Genomic DNA, 17784 nt, shown 5'->3' on the forward strand with positions numbered 1-17784 from the left:
ATCGGTGATGCCGGTGAGGCATGATGTGACCGCGCTGTTGTAACGATTCCTACTGTTGTATCGCCTGGGTAACCCGTAGGGTTCTGGCGTGGTGCAACCCATTCGAAACGAAGCGAAGGTGCGAAATTGATTCGTCGGCACACCCGGCGTCGTGGCTCCCGCGCCGCGGCGATGATCGCGGCGACCGCAGTGGCCGCCGGACTGCTGTCCGGCATCGGCGCGAGCCCGGCCTCGGCTGACCCGATCATCGATTCCAAGAGCCTGCTCGCCAACCCCGTTTCCGAGGACGGCTCCAAGATCGTCAAGGCCGAGGTGAAGGACTCGCGCAGCCTGCGGCTGCACGTGTACTCCGCGGCGATGGACACCAACATCATCGTCGACGTCCAGCGCCCCGCCGACGCCTCCGTGCCGCGTCCCACCCTGTACCTGCTCAACGGTGCCGGTGGCGGCGAGGACTCCGCGTCCTGGGTCGCCAAGACCGACGCGCTGGAGTTCCTCGGCGACAAGAACGTCAACGTGATCCAGCCGATCGGTGGCGCCTGGAGCTACTACACCGACTGGATCGCCGACGACCCGGTGGTCGGCCGCAACAAGTGGAAGACCTTCTTCACCGAGGAGTTGCCCCCGCTGATCGACGGCGCGCTGGGCACCAACGGCGTGAACGCCATCGCGGGTCTGTCCACCTCGGGCACCACCGTGCTCGCGCTGCCGATCGCCAAGCCGGGCCTGTACAAGGCGGCCGCGGCCTACTCCGGGTGCGCGCAGACCTCCGACCCGGTCGGCTCGGAGTTCGTCAAGCTCACGGTCGAGACCTGGGGCGGCGGCGACACCATGAACATGTGGGGCCCGCAGGGCTCGGCGGAGTGGGTCGCCAATGATCCCTACGTGCACGCCGAGGGGCTGCGCGGGCTGGATCTCTACATCTCCACCGGCAACGGCCTGCCCGGTCCGTACGACACCCTCGACGGTCCGTACGCGCTGCCCGGCGCCTACGGTCTGGCCAACCAGATCGTCATCGGCGGCGTCATCGAGGCGGGCACCAACTTCTGCACGCACAACCTGGCCAACCGGCTCAACGAGCTGGGTATCCCGGCGACCTTCAACTTCCGTCCCAACGGCACCCACTCGTGGGGCTACTGGAAGGACGAGCTGAAGCTGTCGTGGCCGGTCCTGGCCCGCGGTCTCGGCCTGTAGGGTCGACACGTTCGACGAAGGCCGCCCCGGTATCGCCGGGGCGGTTTTCGTTTCCCGGACCGGCTCTCGACGTTTGCGAATTGTGGTTAACTTAGGTTGACTGGTCCGGCGTCGCCCGGTGGGCACGCAGCCAGTTGTCAGTACCCGGTTCGCGGAACGGAAAGTGAGTGCATGGTCGCCGATCGCAGTGAGGCCGAACGCGCCTGCGAGCCGACCACCGCACCGGCGCGGGTCGTGCGCCGCAGGCCCAAGGACCGCAAGATCCAGATCATGCGGGCCGCCGCGCGCGCGTTCAGCGCCCGCGGCTACTACCCGGTCGGCGTGGACGAGATCGCCGCCGAGGTCGGCATCTCCGGGCCCGCCCTGTACCGGCACTTCGCCAACAAATACGCCCTGCTGGTCGCCGCCGCGGAGGAGGGCGCCCGGGGACTGCGCGATTGCGCGGCGGCCGCCGACGATCCCGCGTTGCCCCCGCGGGCCCGGCTCGACGCGCTGCTCACCGCCGTCGCCGAGCAGAACATCGACTTCCGGCGCGAGGCCGGTCTCTACCGCTGGGAACGCCGCTACCTCGAGCGCGAGGACCGCGTGCGCATCCGCGCGTTCTATCGCGAACTCGAGGCCATGGTCGCGGCGCCGATCGCCGACCTGCACCCCGGGGAGAGCCCCGACAATGTCACCCTGCGGGCGGTCGGCGCGCTGAGTTCGCTGGCCAGCATCGCCGCGCACCGCACCACGCTCTCGCACTCGCGCATCCTCGCGCTGCAACTCGACATGGCCTGGGCGATCGTGCGGGCCGAGCTGCCGCCGGCGCCCGCCGCCGCCGAGCCGGACAAGCAGAATCGCGGCCTGCCGGTGACGTCGAAACGCGAACAGCTGCTCACCGAGGCGATCAAGATCTTCGGCCGTAACGGCTACCACGAGTCGGGCATCGAGGAGATCGGCGCCGCTGTCGGCATCAACGCCTCCAGCGTCTACCGGCACTTCGACAGCAAGGCCGACCTGCTCGCCGCCGCCTTCCACCGCACCGGCGACCGGCTCGCGGTGGCCATCGGCGAGGCGCTGGCCGAGTCCGAGAGCCGCGCCGACGCCGCACGCCTCATCGCCGACCGCTACGCCCGGCTCACCTTCGCCACGCCGGAGATCATGCCGGTCTACTACGCGGAGTTCAGCAACCTCCCGCAGGCCGAACAGCACCGGCTGCGCGCCATCCAGCGCCAGAACGTCCTGGAATGGGCCAACCTGCTCGACGGCGACCCGATCGAGGCCAGGTTCCGCGTGCACGCCGCGATCGGTCAGATCATCGATGTCGGCCGGCTGTTGCGCTTCGACTCCCGCCCCGAGCAGCTGGCCCGGCTCGGCGCGCTCACCGGCGCGGTCCTGCTCGGTGACAAGGGCGACCGGGACGACGCCGCGACCTAGCCGCGGCCGTGCCGCAGCCGGAACAGGGCGCGCGCCGTATGCAGATGCCCGGGGTGACGATCGAAGGTCGATAGTCGGATCGGGGCCCGGTAGCGCCTGCGTGCGATCGACATCGTGCGGCTGAACTCGCGCAGACCCTGCTGGCCGTGGCTGTGGCCCTGCCCGTACTCGCCGATGCCGCCGAACGGCAGCGCCGGGATGCCGGTGAAGGCGGTCGAGGAATTGACCGTCACCACGCCGACCCTGAGCTGCACGGCGATGAACTCCGCGCTGGGGATATCGCGGGTGAAGACGGTGACGGCGATGCCGTTGCCCGCCGCGTTCACCCTGGTCACCGCGTCGGCCAGGTCGGCGACGCGGTTCACCACCAGCACCGGGCCGGTGCCCTCGCCGGTGATCGCGATGCTCTCCTCCGGCACCTCGGACAGCACGATCGGTTCCACATAGGGGTCGCGGAAGGAATCGAGTCCGCCCAGGACCGCGTGCCCGCCGCGCGCGATGGCGTCGCGAACCTGCCTGCGCACCACGTCGACCTGGGCGGCGTTGATCATCGGGCCGTAGGCGGCGCGGTTGTCGGCGCCGGGGCGCAGCTTCGCCGCGCGCTCGGCCACCCTGGCCAGGAAGTCGTCGAAGACCGAGTCGGCGACATAACAGCGCTGGATCCCCGACGCGTTCTGCCCGGCGTTGGCCATCGCGCCGAACACCGCGGCCTCGGCCGCCGCGTCGAGCACGGCGTCGACGTGCACGATCATGCTGCCCTTGCCGCTGTGCTCGAGCACGACCGGTGTCAGCGTCTGCGCGCACAGCGCGATCACCTCGCGCCCGGCCGCCTCCGGTCCGGCGTAGGCGATCTTGTCGACGCCGGACTTGCACAGCGCGGTCGCGGTGCGCCCGTCACCGGTGACGGCCTGCAGCACCGGCTGATCGGGCGACACCGCGGCCCAGCTCGCGGCCAGCCAGGTGCCGACGCCGGTGGTCAGCTCGTGCGGGTGGAACACCACCGCGTTGCCCGCGGCCATGGCGTAGGCGATCGACCCCATCGGCGTGAACACCGGGTTGTTCCAGGCGCCGAGCACCCCGACCACCCCGAGGGGCAGATACCCGACCGAGGCGTGCTGATTGCGCGTGAACCAGCCGGTCGCCAGGCGCTTTCGGCCCAGCGTCCGCTCGGCGTTGCGGGCTGCCCAGTCCAGGTTCTCCACCGCGAGCATCACCTCGAGCGCGGCGTCGGCCTCCGGCTTGCCCGTCTCGGCACGCAGGATCTCCACCAATTCGCCGGTGTGCCTGGCGATATGCGCGCGCCAGTCCAGCTGCAGGCGCTTGCGGCCCGCGAATCCCAGTTCGCCCCACCAGTTCTGGGTGGCGCGGGCGGTGCGCACCGCGCGGGTGACCTCGGCCGGGCCGTGCACGGGATACCGCGCGAGCTCTTCGCCGGTGCGCGGGTCGAACGACGTCAGCGCGTCGGATCGGCCCGTCGGCGCGGCGGCGCCTGCCGGTGCTGAGTCGCCCATTGTCACCTCTCACGAGATCGAACACGCCCGCGCGCGGGCCGGTGAGACGAGTGTTTCCCCGCCGCCAGAGTATGGGCGGCCGAGCGTGCCGACAAGGTCAGCGCACTGCCCTTCCACTGCCCTGGTGAGCAAGACCACTCCCGGCGCGCGAAACCGGCCGGGTCCACGCAGTCCCGACCCGGAAAAGCGCCGGACCGGTAACATCGCGCCGAACGGTATGGATCACCTACCGGGAAGCAAATTCCGCGTGCGCTCGTCCGGTCAGGGCGCCGCACCCGGCCGATGGTGGAGAGTTGATGCCGAGTTCGATCTCAGTGGATTCGCCCGCAGGTGGCGTCGCGTCGCGCGGCGGTGAGCCCGCGGTGCTGGTGTCCGATGTGCGCAAGTCCTTCGGCGATGTGCACGCGTTGCAGGGCATCAGTTTCCAGGCCGAGAAGGCCAGCGTCCTGGGCATCCTCGGACCCAACGGCGCGGGGAAGACGACCACGGTCAAGATCCTGTCGACGCTGCTGCGCCCCGACTCCGGCACCGCCGTCGTCGCCGGGCACGACGTGCTCACCGACAGCGCGGGCGTGCGCCGCTCGATCATGATGACCGGCCAGTACGCCGCCCTCGACGAGAACCTATCCGGCCGGGAGAACCTCGAGCTGTTCGGCAGGCTGATGGGCCTGGCCAAGTCGGCCGCCCGCAAACGCGCGGACACCCTGCTCGAGGAATTCGACCTGGTGAGCGCGGGCAAGCGCGCCGTGCGCAACTACTCCGGCGGTATGCGCCGCCGCGTCGACATCGCCTGCGGGCTGGTCGTGCGGCCCGAGGTGGTGTTCCTCGACGAGCCGACCACCGGCCTGGACCCGCGCAGCAGGCAGGGCGTGTGGGACCTGGTCACCGCGCTCAAGAACCAGGGCATCACGGTCCTGCTGACCACGCAGTACCTCGAAGAGGCCGACGTGCTCAGCGACAACATCATCGTGATCGACAAGGGCACCGTCATCGCCGAGGGCACCGCCGATCAGCTCAAGGCCCGCACCGGCGGCAGCTTCTGCGAGATCGTCCCGCTCGACGTGAGCCGGATCCCGGCGACCGTGCAGGCCCTCGGTGACCTGGTCCCGGCCGCCGTCGCCGCCGAGATCGACGGCGCCGACAAGCTGTCCATCCCGGCCCCCGAAGGCGCGGCCACCCTCGCCGAGGCGCTGCGCAGGCTCGACAACGCCGGCATCGACCTGGCCGACATCGCGCTGCGCAGGCCCTCGCTCGACGACGTGTTCCTGTCGATCACCGGCCATTCGGGCGGCCACTAGTGAGTGTGTCCGCTCCCGCGGCGAGCACACTGTTCGCCGAGCTACCCGAGGTGCGACCGAGCAGCTTCGCGCAGTGGCGCGCGCTGACCGGGCGCATCGTTCGCACCATGGCCACCAAGGGCGAGCTGGTCGTCGCCGTGCTCACCCCGCTGGTCGTCACCGTCGCCTTCTATCTGCCGCTGCGGTACGTGATGAAGGTGCAGGGCATCGACTACGCGCAGTACGTCATGCCCATCGTGGTGCTGCAGACCATGGCGATGACGATGATGTCGAACGCGCAGCTGGCGGCGTTCGAGGCGCTCACCGGTCTGAGCACACGATTGCAGACCATGCCGATCGGCTCGCTGGTTCCGCTGATGTCGCGGATCTGCGCCGGTCTGGTGCGGTCGGTGGTGTCGCTGATCGCGACCGTCGGCTACGGCTACCTGATCGGCTTCCGGTTCACCGGCGGCTGGCTGCAGGCGCTGGCCTTCTGCGGGTTCGCGCTGGCCGTTGGCATCGTGCTCACGCTCGGCGCCGACGCGCTGGGCAGCCTCACCAAGAACCCCGAGGCGCTCAGCCAGGCGCTCACCCTGCCGATCCTGATCTTCGGCATGATGTCGACCGGGTTCGTGCCCGAGGCCAGCTTCCCGGCCTGGGTGCGGCCGTTCGCGCGCAACCAGCCGATCTCGCAGTTCGCGCACACCCTCAGCGATATGGCCGCCGGTCACCTGAGCTGGGCAGGCACCTGGGTGTCGCTGGTGTGGCTGGGCGGACTGGCGATCCTGTTCCTCCCACTGGCGGTGTGGGCGAGTGTGAGGCGATCATGACAACAATGGATACGACCGAACGGATCCAACCGCCCGCGTCCGTGGCGGCCACCGCCGCCGAGCTGCCCGTGGTGCACGCCAAGCCGGAAGGCTCGGTCTCGGTGTGGTTCACCCACAGCCTGATCCAGTGCAAACGGCTGCTGATGGTGTGGCTGCGCGACCCGTCGACCACCATCCAGACCATCGTCTATCCGGCGGTGACGCTGCTGATGTTCCGCATCGTGCTCGGTGATTCGATCACCGCGGCCACCGGCATCCCGAGCATCTACGGCCAGGCCGCGCTGCTGACCCTGGTCGCGGCCATGACCGGCGCGGTGGTGAGCGCGCTCGGCTTCAAACGCGAGAAGGCGGCGGGCCTGCTCAGTCGCTTCTACACGATGCCGCTGAACAAGGCCTCGCTGCTGACCGGCAGGCTGCTGGCCGAGGCGTTGCGCATCCTGATCACCACGATCATCGTGCTGCTCGTCGCGGTGCCGCTGGGCTTCCTGTTCATGGAGGACCCGCTCACCAATATCGCGCTGATCTTCGTGCCGGTGCTGTTCGGCCTCGGTTTCGCGGTGATGGTGACGGCCCTGGCCACGATCACCGAGGGCGTGATGCTGATCAGCCTGATCGGCATCCTCAACACCCTGCTGATGTTCTTCAACACCGGCTTCGTCCCGGTCTTCGCCTACCCGACCTGGTTGCAGGACGTGGTCGCCAACCAGCCGATGAGCTGCGCGATCGACGCGATGAAGGGGCTGTCCTACGGCGGCCCGGTCGCCGAGCCGCTGCTGAAGACGGTGGCGTGGACCGTGGGCATGATCGCGGTCTTCGCCTACCCGGCGATCGTGGGCTACAAGAAGGCCGCCGAGACCTCGTAGGTCCTTCCGGCAGCGAGCGGCACGTGGGTCAGCCCACGTGCCGTTCTTCGTTCGCGGGGGCGAACGGGTAGTCGAGCCAGCGATCGCGGTTGGTCCAGCCGACCAGGTCGTAGCGCCAGCGGAACGGCCAGGTGTGGGCGACGGTGTTGAACAGCACGGCGCCGAGCGCGGTGTAGTCGGCGTGGGCCGAGAGCAGGGCCCGCTGACCGCGTTCGGATTCGGTGAAGAACGCCTCGAACATGGCGATCGACTGGTCGGTGGTGAGCCGGCCCAGACCCCACAATCCGCGCATCCGCATCCAGTACACCGCCCGCGCCTGCCACGGCCACAGCGCGGCGATGGGGTCGCGGCCCTGCTGAACGGCATCGATCGCGGTGTCGATGAGGGCGAGCGAGTCGGCCACCGAGTAGCCGGTGCACGGGTGCATCATTCCGCCGCGCGAACCGAACGGCACGGCGACCGCGGTGCCCTTCTTCGGCGGCGCCTGGTCCAGCGGATAGTGCGCGGCCTCGTGCGGCTCGTCGCCGGTGAGCCGGATGCCGTGCGCCGCGAGCCTGCGCAGCGTTCGCTTGCGGAGCTCGTGCTGCGGCATCCCGCCGCGTAAGCCCAGGCTGGTCTCCTCGAAGATCACCGTCCCGTCGCCCAGCGGCACCGCGTAGAGGAACGACGGCGGCTCGTCGGGACCGGCACCGTTCTCGGGCCGCCAGTCCAGCAGCAGCCCCTCGCCGTCGGCCACCATCGGCGCCGCGGTTTCCGCGTCGACGAAGATCCCGTGTGCCGACGCCGCCCGGCGCCGCCCCAGCACGGGCAACCCGCGGGTATCGAACACGACCGCCGCGGAGAGCACCGTCCCGTCCGCGAGTTCGACTTCGTGCTGGTCGACGCGGCGCGCCCGATCCGCGAACACGGTGGCGTCATCGAGGGCCAGGGCCGCGTGCAACCCGGCTTTGGACAGCACACAGTAGGGCCGCTGGATCCGATGCTCGGTCTTGGTCCATACCGTGGGCGCCTCGATCCGCTGCGCGATCACACTCGCGGGCAGCCACGTCGGCAGCTCGTCGATCCAGCACGAGAACGTCGGCGGAAACAACCGCTCCGGCCGGGGATCCACCGCCGCCACCCGCAGCCCCGCCACCGCGGCGCGATGCGCCAACCCCCGCCCGGTCGGACCCAGCCCGACCACGCAGATATCGAATTCCCGCACAACGCTCACGCCCGCATTCAAACCGCACCGGACCGCACGGCGCAAGCACCGCTGCTCGGCTCAGTCCTCCAGGGCCAGGGCCTGGCGGACGGTGAGTCGGCCCTGCGTCTGCATCAGCGAGCGGCGGTAGATGCGTTCGGCCACGACCACGATGCCGTAGGTGGCCACCGCCATCAGGGCCAGCGAGAGGAACGGTTCCCACCAGGCGGCGGTGCCGTCGGCGAGGCGGCCCGGCATGGCGACGATGGACATGATCGGGACGTAGGAGGCGATCACCCGGGCCGTGCCGCTGAGGAAGATCCCCGCGAACAGCACGATCATGATCAGCATCGACAGGGGAGTGGCGGTGGACTGGAGGTCCTCGCTGCGGGTCGCCAGCGAGCCCGCCACCGCCCAGAGGCTGGCCAGGGCGAGGAAGCCGACCAGGAAGAAGACGATGAACCACCCTGCCGCACCGGCGATCCGGCCCAGCTGATCGGCCTGCCCGGTGGCGGCCAAGCCGATCAGTCCCGCGCCGACGAACAGGCTGAGCTGCGCGAACGCCAGCACCGCGTTACCCGCCACCTTGCCGATCAGCAACTGCCGCAACGGCATCGCGCTGGCCAGGATCTCGACGATCCGATTCTGCTTCTCCTCCACCACACTCTGCGCGATGGACATGCCGAACAGCACCGACGCCAGATAGAACAGGAACGCGAACACGAACGCCACGATCTTGGCGAGCCCGGGATCGACCCCACCCTGTTCCAGCAGCGCGTAGGTCACCCCGGCACCGCGCGCCAGCTCTTCGAGCGACACTCCGGCGGCCTCGGCATTGCGCTGCAACGCGAGCTGCGCGGCGGCGGCGGTGATGTAGGTGGTGGCGTCGTCGTTCTCGGCGGTCTTACCGATGAGCTGCCAGCCGCCGTCCACCGGCACCAGCCCGACTTCGACGTTCTCGTCGCGCACCTGCTGCTCGACGGCGGCCCGATCCGGGAGCGGATAAGCGGTGAAGGTGATGTCGGTGTCGGCCGCGGCGGCCAGGCCACCGGCCGCCTGGACCACCGCCGCCGTCTCCGGCCCGGTGACGGCGACCTCGATCTTGTCGGGTCTGCTGCTGACGAACCCGCTCACGGCCAGCGACGCCACGATGGCCACGATGGTGATCACCGTCGAGATGACGAAGTTGCGATCACGCAGCTTCACCACGATCTCCCTGGCGGCGACGATCCGCCACACGCCCCGCGACGCGGAGGTACTCACGCCGTCACCTCCCGGTAGATCTCGGCCACCGTCGGCCGCAGTTCGGCGAATTCGCGCACCGACCCCCGCGCCAGCGCCTCGGCGAGCACCGCGTCGGTACTCGCCCCGGCCAGCTCGATGACCGCCGCCGATCCGTTCGTCTCGACCACCCGCACCCCCGCGAACTCCCGCAACCACCCCGGGTCACCATCGGTGACCAGCCGATATCGCGCCGCGCTCGTCGCCCGCAGCGCCGCCACCGTGCCCTGCCCGACGACCCGCCCGGCGGCGAGGATCACCAGCTGATCGCACAACCGCTCGACCAGATCCAGCTGATGCGAGGAGAACAGCACCGGCACCCCCTGCTGGGCGTACTCGCGCAGCAGTTCGGCCATGGAATCGACGGCGACCGGATCGAGCCCGGAGAACGGCTCGTCCAGGATCAGGGCGGTCGGCTGCGCGATCACCGCCGCCGCGATCTGCACCCGCTGCTGGTTGCCCAGCGACAGCGACTCGAGCTTGTCCTTGCTCCTCGCCCCGAGACCGAAGCGTTCCAGCAGTTCGGTGGCCCGCGCCTTCGCCTCGGCCGCGCTCAGTCCGCGCAGCCTGGCCAGGTAGACGAGCTGATCGAACACCGGCTGTTTCGGGTACAGCCCGCGCTCCTCCGGCATGTATCCGAACGAGCGGCGATCGAGCGCGGTCACCGCCCGCCCGTCCCATCTGACCTCGCCGCCGTGCACGGCCAGCACCCCCATGATCATCCGCATGGTGGTGGTCTTGCCCGCCCCGTTCCCCCCGACGAAGCCGGTCAGCGCCCCCGGCGGCACGGCGAAGGACACCTCGTCGACCGCCACGTTGTCGCCGAAGCGCCGGACCAGTCGCGCGACTTCCAACATCGAACTCCCCGTCTGTTGTCGTCTCGCCACAACCGTACCGATCCAACGCTTTTCAGGGCCCGATGTTCAGCTCAGCGCGGCGTGACCCAGGTGGTGATGTCGGCGTGCACGACCTCGATGCCGTCCTTGTCGTAGATCGACACGGGGACGGTGAGTTCGGTGCCCTCGGTGATCGCGTCGAAGTCGGGGATCTCGGTCAGCCGGGCGACCGCGCGCAGTCCGGACTCGGCCTTGGCCAGGTACTGCACGTTCATCGACTTGGGAATCCAGCGATGAGTGGTGGGCACGGTGGCCTCGCTGAGCATGCCCATCGCGACCTCGGCGAGGTTGCAGGCCGCGATCGCGTGGAAGGTGCCCAGGTGGTTGTGGATGCCGAACCACTTGGGCGAGGTCACCTCGCAGACGCCGGGCTCGAGCCGCACGACCTGGGGCAGCACCGTGCCGAAGTAGGGCACCCGAGCGACCATGCCGAGCGAGAACAGCGTGTGCCCGAGTCGGTTGTCGGGCAGTTTCTTCCAGCCGCGGTACGTCGCGGTTTCCTGTGCCATGCCCGTATCTTACTCAAAAGTAAGGTAGCGCGGAACCCTCTGCCGACCAGCGGTAGCGTCGTGCCAGCTACCATGGGTCGGTACAGCTCAGCCGGCGGTGCGGTCCAGGTAGATGGCCCTGTTGGGGCGTGATCGATACCTCAGGACCCCCGATTTGAAGAGCGTCGTCGGCATGGTGCATACTGTTCGGGTTGCCTTGCACAGGATCATGTCTTCTCCACGGAGAAGACGGGTCGAGCGAGGCGAGCAGTAGTTTGTATCTCTCCGGCTAGCCGGTGTGGATACGTCCGGGACCACGTTCCAGGCCAAGGGTGAGCAAGTGACCAGGGCTGAAGAATGAGCGAGAAGGCGACACGCCCGACCGCGTGGGCCGGAGAACCATGACAGATGAACAGCGGCGAGGACTGGGCGGTGCCCGGTTGCGGTCTCCAAACTGAGACGTCTTCGTGTGTTCGGGCTGTGCAAATGAGGGTGGTGCAGGAGCCAGCTCCTGTGACCACGAAGGAAAGCGGAGAAAAGGACACTTAGCGTGGCGGGACAAAAGATCCGCATCAGGCTCAAGGCCTATGACCACGAGGCGATCGACGCGTCTGCGCGCAAGATCGTGGAGACGGTGACCCGCACTGGCGCCCGTGTGGTCGGGCCTGTGCCGTTGCCCACCGAGAAGAACGTGTACTGCGTCATCCGTTCGCCGCACAAGTACAAGGACTCGCGCGAACACTTCGAGATGCGTACGCACAAGCGCCTCATCGACATCCTCGACCCGACGCCGAAGACGGTCGACGCGCTCATGCGCATCGACCTGCCGGCCAGCGTCGACGTCAACATTCAGTGACGGGGACTCGAGATATGACTGACAACAAGAACCGGCCCGCAGCCGGCATCCTGGGCACCAAGCTCGGCATGACCCAGGTCTTCGACGAGAAGAACCGCGTCGTCCCGGTCACCGTCATCAAGGCGGGCCCGAACGTGGTCACCCAGATCCGCACCGTGGAGCGCGACGGCTACTCGGCCGTCCAGATCGCTTTCGGCGCCATCGACCCGCGCAAGGTGAACAAGCCGACTTCCGGCCAGTTCGCCAAGGCCGGTGTCACCCCGCGCCGCCACGTCACCGAGATCCGCGTCGCGGATGCCTCCACCTTCGAGGTCGGCCAGGAGCTCTCCGCCGATGTCTTCGAAGAGGGCACCTACGTCGACGTGACCGGTATCAGCAAGGGCAAGGGCTTCGCCGGCACCATGAAGCGCCACGGCTTCAAGGGCCAGGGCGCCTCGCACGGTGCGCAGGCTGTGCACCGTCGCCCGGGCTCGATCGGTGGCTGCGCCACTCCCGGCCGCGTGTTCAAGGGCATGCGTATGTCGGGCCGTATGGGTAACGACCGCGTCACCACGCAGAACCTCTCGGTTCACAAGGTCGACGCCGAGAACGGCCTGCTCCTGGTCAAGGGTGCCATCCCGGGCCGCAAGGGCAACGTCGTGATCGTCAAGAGCGCCGTGAAGGGTGGTGCGCACGCATGACCAGCCTCGACAAGAAGGCCAACCTGACGCTGACCGTGAAGGCCGCAGGCGGCAAGACCGAAGGCACCGTCGAACTCCCCGCGGAGATCTTCGACGTGACCGCCAACGTCGCGCTGATGCACCAGGTCGTCATCGCGCAGCTGGCCGCCGCTCGCCAGGGCACCCACGCCACGAAGACTCGTGGTCAGGTCTCCGGTGGTGGCAAGAAGCCGTACCGCCAGAAGGGCACCGGCCGCGCCCGCCAGGGTTCGACCCGTGCGCCGCAGTTCGCCGGCGGTGGCACCGTCCACGGCCCGCAGCCGCGTGACTACAGCCAGCGGACCCCCAAGAAGATGAAGGCCGCCGCTCTGCGTGGCGCCCTGTCCGACCGGGCCCGCAACGAGCGCATCCACGTGATCACCGAGCTGGTCGCGGGTCAGACCCCGTCGACCAAGGCCGCCAAGAGCTTCCTGTCCGAGCTGTCGGACCGCAAGAAGTTCCTGGTCGTCGTCGGTCGCGAGGACGTCGCCGCGTGGAAGAGCGTGGCGAACCTGCAGAACGTGCTGCCGATCGCCCCGGATCAGCTCAACACCTACGACGTCCTCAACAGCGACGAACTGGTGTTCAGCGTCGAGGCCCTGAACGCGTTCGTTCACGGTCCCGCCGAGGCGGCCCAGGAGGAGAGCAAGTGAGCACCATCGCCGACCCCCGCGACATCCTGCTCGCACCGGTCATCTCGGAGAAGTCCTACGGACTGATCGAGGAAGGCACCTACACCTTCCTGGTGCACCCGGATTCGAACAAGACGCAGATCAAGATCGCCGTCGAGAAGGTTTTCGGCGTCAAGGTCACCAGCGTCAACACCGCCAACCGTCAGGGCAAGCGCAAGCGGACCCGCTTCGGTTACGGCAAGCGCAAGGACACCAAGCGCGCGCTCGTGACCATCTCGGCCGACAGCAAGCCCATCGAGATCTTCGGAGGCCCGGTCGCGTAAGCGGCTGGTCATCCAGAAAGTAGAGAAGAACTCATGGCAATCCGTAAGTACAAGCCGACAACGCCGGGCCGTCGTGGCTCCAGCGTCTCGGACTTCGCCGAGATCACCCGGTCGACGCCGGAGAAGTCGCTGCTGCGCCCGCTCACCAAGTCCGGTGGTCGTAACGCGCACGGTCGCATCACCACGCGTCACCGCGGTGGCGGTCACAAGCGTGCCTACCGTGTCATCGACTTCCGTCGCCTGGACAAGGACGGCATCCCGGCCAAGGTCGCTCACATCGAGTACGACCCCAACCGCACCGCCAACATCGCACTGCTGCACTTCGCCGACGGCGAGAAGCGCTACATCATCGCGCCGAAGGGCATCCAGCAGGGCAGCCCGATCGAGTCCGGCCCCACGGCCGACATCAAGCCGGGCAACAACCTGCCGCTGCGCAACATCCCGACCGGTACCACGATCCACAACGTGGAGCTGCGTCCGGGCGGCGGCGCCAAGATGGCCCGTGCCGCAGGCATGAGCATTCAGCTGCTGGGCAAGGAGGGGCCGTACGCGACCCTGCGTATGCCCTCCGGTGAAATCCGCCGTGTCGACGTGCGCTGCCGCGCCACCGTCGGCGAGGTCGGCAACGCCGAGCAGTCGAACATCAACTGGGGCAAGGCCGGCCGTATGCGCTGGAAGGGCCGCCGTCCTACCGTCCGTGGTGTCGTCATGAACCCGGTCGACCACCCGCACGGTGGTGGTGAGGGTAAGACCTCCGGTGGTCGCCACCCGGTCTCCCCGTGGGGTCAGCCTGAGGGCCGCACCCGTAAGCCCAACCGTCCGAGCGACAAGCTCATCGTTCGCCGCCGCAAGACCGGCAAGAAGCGCTAAGGAGGAGGTAAGAAATGCCACGCAGCCTCAAGAAGGGCCCGTTCGTCGACGACCACCTCCTCGCGAAGGTGGACGTGCAGAACGAGAAGGGCACGAAGCAGGTCATCAAGACCTGGTCGCGTCGCTCGACCATCATCCCCGATTTCATCGGCCACACTTTCGCCGTCCACGACGGTCGCAAGCATGTCCCGGTGTTCGTGTCGGACAACATGGTCGGCCACAAGCTCGGTGAGTTCGCGCCGACCAGGACGTTCAAGAGCCACGTCAAGGACGACCGGAAGAGCAAGCGGCGATGACTGAAACCAACACCGAAACGGTTCAGAACCCGACTGCCCGCGCTACCGCTAAGCACGTGCGGGTCACCCCGATGAAGGCGCGTCGCGTCGTGGACCTGGTCCGCGGCAAGCGTGTCGAGGATGCCCTGGCGATCCTGAAGTTCGCGCCGCAGGCCGCGAGCGAGCCGGTCGCCAAGGTCGTGGCCAGTGCCGCGGCGAACGCCGAGAACAACCTCGGCCTCAACCCGGCCACCCTGGTCATCTCGACGGCTTTCGTCGACGAGGGTGCCACCATGAAGCGTTTCCAGCCGCGGGCCCAGGGCCGCGCGTTCCGGATTCGCAAGCGCACGAGCCACATCACCATCGAGGTCGAGAGCGTGCCCACCGCCGGCGCCACTCGTAGCCGCCGGAAGGGAGGGGCAAAGTAAATGGGACAGAAAATCAACCCCCATGGCTTCCGCCTCGGTATCACCACCGACTGGAAGTCGCGTTGGTACGCGGACAAGCAGTACGCGGAATACGTGAAGGAAGACGTTCAGATCCGCAAGCTCCTCGCCACCGGCATGGAGCGGGCAGGCATCTCGAAGGTCGAGATCGAGCGCACCCGTGATCGCGTCCGTGTGGATATCCACACCGCGCGTCCCGGCATCGTGATCGGTCGTCGTGGCGCGGAGGCCGACCGCATCCGCGCCGAGCTGGAGAAGCTCACCAAGAAGCAGGTTCAGCTGAACATCCTCGAGGTCAAGAACCCCGAGTCGGATGCGCAGCTGGTTGCTCAGGGTGTGGCCGAGCAGCTGTCCAACCGTGTGGCGTTCCGTCGCGCGATGCGTAAGGCCATTCAGTCGGCCATGCGTTCGCCGAACGTCAAGGGCATCCGCGTGCAGTGCTCGGGCCGCCTCGGTGGCGCCGAAATGTCGCGCTCGGAGTTCTACCGTGAGGGTCGCGTCCCGCTGCACACGCTGCGCGCGGACATCGACTACGGCCTCTACGAGGCCAAGACCACCTTCGGTCGCATCGGCGTGAAGGTCTGGATCTACAAGGGTGACATCGTCGGTGGTCGTCGTGAGCTGACCGCTGCCGCTGCTGCTCCGGAGCGCCCGCGTCGCGAGCGTCCGAGCCGCCCCCGTCGGTCCGGCGCCACCGGCACCACCGCGACCAGCACCGAGGTCGGGCGTGCCGCCACTGCAGTGGCGGAGGCTCCGGCAGAGAGTCAGGAGGGCTGACGCATGCTGATGCCCCGTAGGGTCAAGCACCGCAAGCAGCACCACCCGAGTCGCTCCGGCATGTCCAAGGGCGGCACCGCGGTGGCGTTCGGTGAGTACGGCATCCAGGCTCTCGAGCCCGCCTACGTCACCAACCGTCAGATCGAGTCGGCGCGTATCGCGATGACCCGCCACATCAAGCGTGGCGGCAAGATCTGGATCAACATCTACCCCGACCGCCCGCTCACCAAGAAGCCTGCCGAGACCCGCATGGGTTCCGGTAAGGGTTCGCCGGAGTGGTGGGTCGCGAACGTGAAGCCCGGTCGGGTCATGTTCGAGATGTCTTACCCGAACGAGGAGATCGCTCGTGAGGCCCTGCGCCGCGCGATGCACAAGCTCCCGATGAAGTGCAGGATCGTGACCAGGGAGGAGCAGTTCTGATGGCTACCGGAACACCGGCCGCAGAGCTCCGCGAGCTCAACGAAGAAGAGCTCGTGGCCAAACTGCGCGAGAGCAAGGAAGAGCTCTTCAACCTGCGCTTCCAGATGGCGACGGGTCAGCTCGACAACAACCGACGTCTGCGCGTCGTCCGTCATGAGATCGCGCGGATCTACACGGTCATGCGTGAGCGCGAGCTCGGCCTGGCCACGGCACCCGCTGGCAAGGGAGATGCGGCATGAGCGAGAACAAGGAAGAGCGCAACAGCCGCAAGGTACGCAGCGGCTACGTCGTCTCGGACAAGATGAACAAGACGATCGTCGTCGAGCTGGAAGACCGTCACCGGCACAAGCTCTACGGCAAGATCATTCGCACCACCTCCAAGGTGAAGGCGCATGACGAGAACGAGATCGCCGGCGTCGGCGACCGCGTTCAGCTGATGGAGACCCGCCCGCTGTCGGCCACCAAGCGCTGGCGTCTGGTCGAGGTCCTGGAGAAGGCCAAGTAAGGTCCCTCCTCGATCCATCGAGATCGTTGCAGCGAAGGCCCGTTTCCCCCTGGGAAGCGGGCCTTCGTCGTTCCTCGGGTCATACCGCTGTGGTTTCATCGTTGATACCATGGGTTTCATGGCGTGGACAATGCGGCTCACCGATGACGAAGAGGCGGCGCTCGCTGCTCAAGCAGACGGCGAGGGTCGGTCCAAGAACGAGATCATGCGCGATGCGCTGCGTGCCTACCTTTTGCGCAATCGACAGTGGGAGACGCCGTTACTCGCAGACGATGAAACCTTCGACCTCGGTGGCCCGATCGGCAAGGACGATATTCGTGACGCGATGAATCGGTCCGCATGATCGTTGTCGCTGACACTTCTGGACTGCTCGCGATGTTCAATCGCTCGGACCCGGAGCACTTCGCGGTTCGGCGCGCGGCGGATTCGGCGAGTGCGCTCGTGGTCAGCCCGTTGGCGTTGACCGAGGTTCATCATGTGGCGAGTGTCCGGGCCGGGCGAAAGGTGGCCGACCGGATTCTCGGCTTGTTGGCAGAGCGCATCGCGTCCACTCGTGTCGTCCTCGCTCAGGTCGATGCCACTCAGCTGGCCACCGCGATCTCGGTGCGTGGGACCTACGACGGTCTGGATCTGGATCTGGTCGATGCGGTCTGTGTGGCGTTGGCGGCGGAATACGACACCGACGCTATTCTCACGCTTGATCGCCGCGACTTCCGCGTCCTTCGGCCACTGAACGGTTACCCGGCATTCCGGCTGTTTCCCGACGACTGTGAATGACTGGTGCCGCTGACGAATCCCCGGCGTACCTGACCGCTGCCGGGCGTCTGGCGACGACCTCGACATGCTGGCTAGGTACCCGGGGAAAATCGGTGGCGGGGTGGGTGCTGTCACGCATCCGTCGATGCGGGCCTATCGGGACGTGCTGTCGATCGGGGCGGTGCGCAATACCGTGTTGCTCGGGGCGTTGGTGCGGGTGCCGCACTTCGCCGCTCGGTCCTGCGGACCACGACGAAGGCGGTCGCCGGTCCGTCGCGGGTGAA

At 67.9% G+C, this 17784-nt stretch carries 23 protein-coding genes; 18 read left to right on the forward strand and 5 right to left on the reverse strand.

The features are described 5' to 3' along the window. Nucleotides 1–171 precede the first annotated feature (171 nt). A complete protein-coding gene (locus tag ATM97_RS19020) occupies nucleotides 172–1194 on the forward strand; it encodes an alpha/beta hydrolase family protein (RefSeq protein WP_218719445.1) in 1023 nt (340 codons plus the stop codon). A 171-nt stretch (nucleotides 1195–1365) separates the two neighbouring features. Further along, nucleotides 1366–2613, forward strand: a complete 1248-nt coding sequence (locus ATM97_RS19025; protein WP_218719388.1) for a TetR/AcrR family transcriptional regulator — start codon at nucleotides 1366–1368, stop codon at nucleotides 2611–2613. Here ATM97_RS19025 and ATM97_RS19030 read toward each other — a convergent pair. Then, nucleotides 2610–4124: an aldehyde dehydrogenase family protein gene (locus ATM97_RS19030; RefSeq protein ID WP_218719389.1), complete on the reverse strand. Its 1515-nt coding sequence runs from the start codon at nucleotides 4122–4124 to the stop codon at nucleotides 2610–2612. The two genes, ATM97_RS19025 and ATM97_RS19030, sit on opposite strands and share 4 nt — an antisense overlap. Before the next feature lie 296 nt (nucleotides 4125–4420). On the opposite strand from ATM97_RS19030, the gene ATM97_RS19035 reads away from it, so the two are divergent. From ATM97_RS19035 to ATM97_RS19045, 3 genes are read left to right on the forward strand one after another with little or no spacing between them, the layout of a single operon-like run. After that, nucleotides 4421–5422, forward strand: coding sequence for an ATP-binding cassette domain-containing protein (locus ATM97_RS19035; RefSeq protein WP_218719390.1), 1002 nt, complete (start codon nucleotides 4421–4423; stop codon nucleotides 5420–5422). Nucleotides 5423–5427: 5 nt separating this feature from the next. Further along, on the forward strand, nucleotides 5428–6231 hold the full coding sequence (locus ATM97_RS19040) for an ABC transporter permease (protein ID WP_218719391.1): 804 nt from the start codon (nucleotides 5428–5430) through the stop codon (nucleotides 6229–6231). 5 nt (nucleotides 6232–6236) lie between these two features. After that, complete coding sequence (locus tag ATM97_RS19045) at nucleotides 6237–7094, forward strand: ABC transporter permease (protein WP_255588044.1); 858 nt, start codon at nucleotides 6237–6239, stop codon at nucleotides 7092–7094. A 28-nt stretch (nucleotides 7095–7122) separates the two neighbouring features. Here the strand turns inward: ATM97_RS19045 and ATM97_RS19050 are convergent, their stop codons facing one another. The 4 genes from ATM97_RS19050 to ATM97_RS19065 all read right to left on the reverse strand — a co-directional run bounded on the left by ATM97_RS19050 (nucleotide 7123) and on the right by ATM97_RS19065 (nucleotide 10963). Beyond that, a complete protein-coding gene (locus ATM97_RS19050) occupies nucleotides 7123–8307 on the reverse strand; it encodes a lycopene cyclase family protein (protein ID WP_308248547.1) in 1185 nt (394 codons plus the stop codon). 51 nt (nucleotides 8308–8358) lie between these two features. Then, complete coding sequence (locus tag ATM97_RS19055; RefSeq protein WP_308248548.1) at nucleotides 8359–9540, reverse strand: ABC transporter permease; 1182 nt, start codon at nucleotides 9538–9540, stop codon at nucleotides 8359–8361. Next, nucleotides 9537–10415 carry an ABC transporter ATP-binding protein gene (locus ATM97_RS19060; protein ID WP_218719394.1) on the reverse strand — a complete coding sequence of 293 codons (879 nt, stop codon included), beginning with the start codon at nucleotides 10413–10415 and terminating at the stop codon, nucleotides 9537–9539. Before ATM97_RS19060 ends, ATM97_RS19055 begins: the two co-directional genes overlap by 4 nt. 71 nt (nucleotides 10416–10486) lie before the next feature. After that, nucleotides 10487–10963 (reverse strand): hotdog fold domain-containing protein, encoded by a 477-nt coding sequence (locus tag ATM97_RS19065; protein WP_218719395.1) that lies wholly within the window; start codon nucleotides 10961–10963, stop codon nucleotides 10487–10489. Nucleotides 10964–11492: 529 nt separating this feature from the next. On the opposite strand from ATM97_RS19065, the gene rpsJ reads away from it, so the two are divergent. From rpsJ to ATM97_RS19130, 13 genes are all read left to right on the forward strand, one after another. Further along, nucleotides 11493–11798 (forward strand): 30S ribosomal protein S10, encoded by a 306-nt coding sequence (gene rpsJ / locus ATM97_RS19070; protein WP_003938093.1) that lies wholly within the window; start codon nucleotides 11493–11495, stop codon nucleotides 11796–11798. A 14-nt stretch (nucleotides 11799–11812) separates the two neighbouring features. Next, nucleotides 11813–12478 (forward strand): 50S ribosomal protein L3, encoded by a 666-nt coding sequence (rplC, locus tag ATM97_RS19075; RefSeq protein ID WP_019045016.1) that lies wholly within the window; start codon nucleotides 11813–11815, stop codon nucleotides 12476–12478. Further along, nucleotides 12475–13149 carry a 50S ribosomal protein L4 gene (gene rplD, locus ATM97_RS19080; protein ID WP_019045017.1) on the forward strand — a complete coding sequence of 225 codons (675 nt, stop codon included), beginning with the start codon at nucleotides 12475–12477 and terminating at the stop codon, nucleotides 13147–13149. Before rplC ends, rplD begins: the two co-directional genes overlap by 4 nt. Next, entirely contained in the window at nucleotides 13146–13451 is a 306-nt protein-coding gene (gene rplW / locus ATM97_RS19085) for a 50S ribosomal protein L23 (RefSeq protein WP_019045018.1), read from the forward strand. Before rplD ends, rplW begins: the two co-directional genes overlap by 4 nt. Before the next feature lie 33 nt (nucleotides 13452–13484). After that, entirely contained in the window at nucleotides 13485–14321 is an 837-nt protein-coding gene (rplB, locus tag ATM97_RS19090) for a 50S ribosomal protein L2 (protein ID WP_019045019.1), read from the forward strand. Nucleotides 14322–14335: 14 nt separating this feature from the next. Next, the gene (gene rpsS / locus ATM97_RS19095; RefSeq protein ID WP_019045020.1) at nucleotides 14336–14617 is read left to right on the forward strand and encodes a 30S ribosomal protein S19; all 282 of its coding nucleotides are present in this window, start codon (nucleotides 14336–14338) and stop codon (nucleotides 14615–14617) included. After that, entirely contained in the window at nucleotides 14614–15024 is a 411-nt protein-coding gene (gene rplV / locus ATM97_RS19100; protein WP_189030373.1) for a 50S ribosomal protein L22, read from the forward strand. The genes rpsS and rplV overlap by 4 nt, the downstream gene beginning before the upstream one ends. Beyond that, complete coding sequence (rpsC, locus tag ATM97_RS19105) at nucleotides 15025–15819, forward strand: 30S ribosomal protein S3 (protein ID WP_067982377.1); 795 nt, start codon at nucleotides 15025–15027, stop codon at nucleotides 15817–15819. A 3-nt stretch (nucleotides 15820–15822) separates the two neighbouring features. Beyond that, the gene (gene rplP, locus ATM97_RS19110; RefSeq protein WP_019045023.1) at nucleotides 15823–16239 is read left to right on the forward strand and encodes a 50S ribosomal protein L16; all 417 of its coding nucleotides are present in this window, start codon (nucleotides 15823–15825) and stop codon (nucleotides 16237–16239) included. Beyond that, entirely contained in the window at nucleotides 16239–16478 is a 240-nt protein-coding gene (gene rpmC, locus ATM97_RS19115) for a 50S ribosomal protein L29 (RefSeq protein WP_019045024.1), read from the forward strand. The genes rplP and rpmC overlap by 1 nt, the downstream gene beginning before the upstream one ends. Next, nucleotides 16475–16744 (forward strand): 30S ribosomal protein S17, encoded by a 270-nt coding sequence (gene rpsQ, locus ATM97_RS19120; RefSeq protein WP_110037226.1) that lies wholly within the window; start codon nucleotides 16475–16477, stop codon nucleotides 16742–16744. Before rpmC ends, rpsQ begins: the two co-directional genes overlap by 4 nt. Before the next feature lie 118 nt (nucleotides 16745–16862). After that, complete coding sequence (locus tag ATM97_RS19125; RefSeq protein WP_218719396.1) at nucleotides 16863–17087, forward strand: ribbon-helix-helix domain-containing protein; 225 nt, start codon at nucleotides 16863–16865, stop codon at nucleotides 17085–17087. Next, nucleotides 17084–17521, forward strand: coding sequence for a type II toxin-antitoxin system VapC family toxin (locus ATM97_RS19130; protein WP_218719397.1), 438 nt, complete (start codon nucleotides 17084–17086; stop codon nucleotides 17519–17521). The genes ATM97_RS19125 and ATM97_RS19130 overlap by 4 nt, the downstream gene beginning before the upstream one ends. Nucleotides 17522–17784 lie beyond the last annotated feature (263 nt).

Source organism: Nocardia sp. MH4 (assembly GCF_019266065.1).
GTDB classification, from domain to species: Bacteria; Actinomycetota; Actinomycetes; order Mycobacteriales; family Mycobacteriaceae; genus Nocardia; species Nocardia canadensis.

Excerpts from the sequence above, each read along its gene's own strand:
- ATM97_RS19025 (WP_218719388.1), top strand. The coding sequence starts at position 1,366 with ATGGTCGCCGATCGCAGTGAGGCCGAACGCGCCTGCGAGCCGACCACC.
- ATM97_RS19020 (WP_218719445.1), top strand. The coding sequence starts at position 172 with ATGATCGCGGCGACCGCAGTGGCCGCCGGACTGCTGTCCGGCATCGGC.
- ATM97_RS19045 (WP_255588044.1), top strand. The coding sequence starts at position 6,237 with ATGGATACGACCGAACGGATCCAACCGCCCGCGTCCGTGGCGGCCACC.
- ATM97_RS19060 (WP_218719394.1), bottom strand. The coding sequence starts at position 10,415 with ATGTTGGAAGTCGCGCGACTGGTCCGGCGCTTCGGCGACAACGTGGCG.
- rplB (WP_019045019.1), top strand. The coding sequence starts at position 13,485 with ATGGCAATCCGTAAGTACAAGCCGACAACGCCGGGCCGTCGTGGCTCC.
- rpsC (WP_067982377.1), top strand. The coding sequence starts at position 15,025 with ATGGGACAGAAAATCAACCCCCATGGCTTCCGCCTCGGTATCACCACC.
- ATM97_RS19125 (WP_218719396.1), top strand. The coding sequence starts at position 16,863 with ATGGCGTGGACAATGCGGCTCACCGATGACGAAGAGGCGGCGCTCGCT.
- rpsS (WP_019045020.1), top strand. The coding sequence starts at position 14,336 with ATGCCACGCAGCCTCAAGAAGGGCCCGTTCGTCGACGACCACCTCCTC.
- ATM97_RS19130 (WP_218719397.1), top strand. The coding sequence starts at position 17,084 with ATGATCGTTGTCGCTGACACTTCTGGACTGCTCGCGATGTTCAATCGC.
- rpsQ (WP_110037226.1), top strand. The coding sequence starts at position 16,475 with ATGAGCGAGAACAAGGAAGAGCGCAACAGCCGCAAGGTACGCAGCGGC.
- rpmC (WP_019045024.1), top strand. The coding sequence starts at position 16,239 with ATGGCTACCGGAACACCGGCCGCAGAGCTCCGCGAGCTCAACGAAGAA.
- rplV (WP_189030373.1), top strand. The coding sequence starts at position 14,614 with ATGACTGAAACCAACACCGAAACGGTTCAGAACCCGACTGCCCGCGCT.
- rplD (WP_019045017.1), top strand. The coding sequence starts at position 12,475 with ATGACCAGCCTCGACAAGAAGGCCAACCTGACGCTGACCGTGAAGGCC.
- rplP (WP_019045023.1), top strand. The coding sequence starts at position 15,823 with ATGCTGATGCCCCGTAGGGTCAAGCACCGCAAGCAGCACCACCCGAGT.
- rplC (WP_019045016.1), top strand. The coding sequence starts at position 11,813 with ATGACTGACAACAAGAACCGGCCCGCAGCCGGCATCCTGGGCACCAAG.
- ATM97_RS19065 (WP_218719395.1), bottom strand. The coding sequence starts at position 10,963 with ATGGCACAGGAAACCGCGACGTACCGCGGCTGGAAGAAACTGCCCGAC.
- ATM97_RS19035 (WP_218719390.1), top strand. The coding sequence starts at position 4,421 with ATGCCGAGTTCGATCTCAGTGGATTCGCCCGCAGGTGGCGTCGCGTCG.
- ATM97_RS19030 (WP_218719389.1), bottom strand. The coding sequence starts at position 4,124 with ATGGGCGACTCAGCACCGGCAGGCGCCGCCGCGCCGACGGGCCGATCC.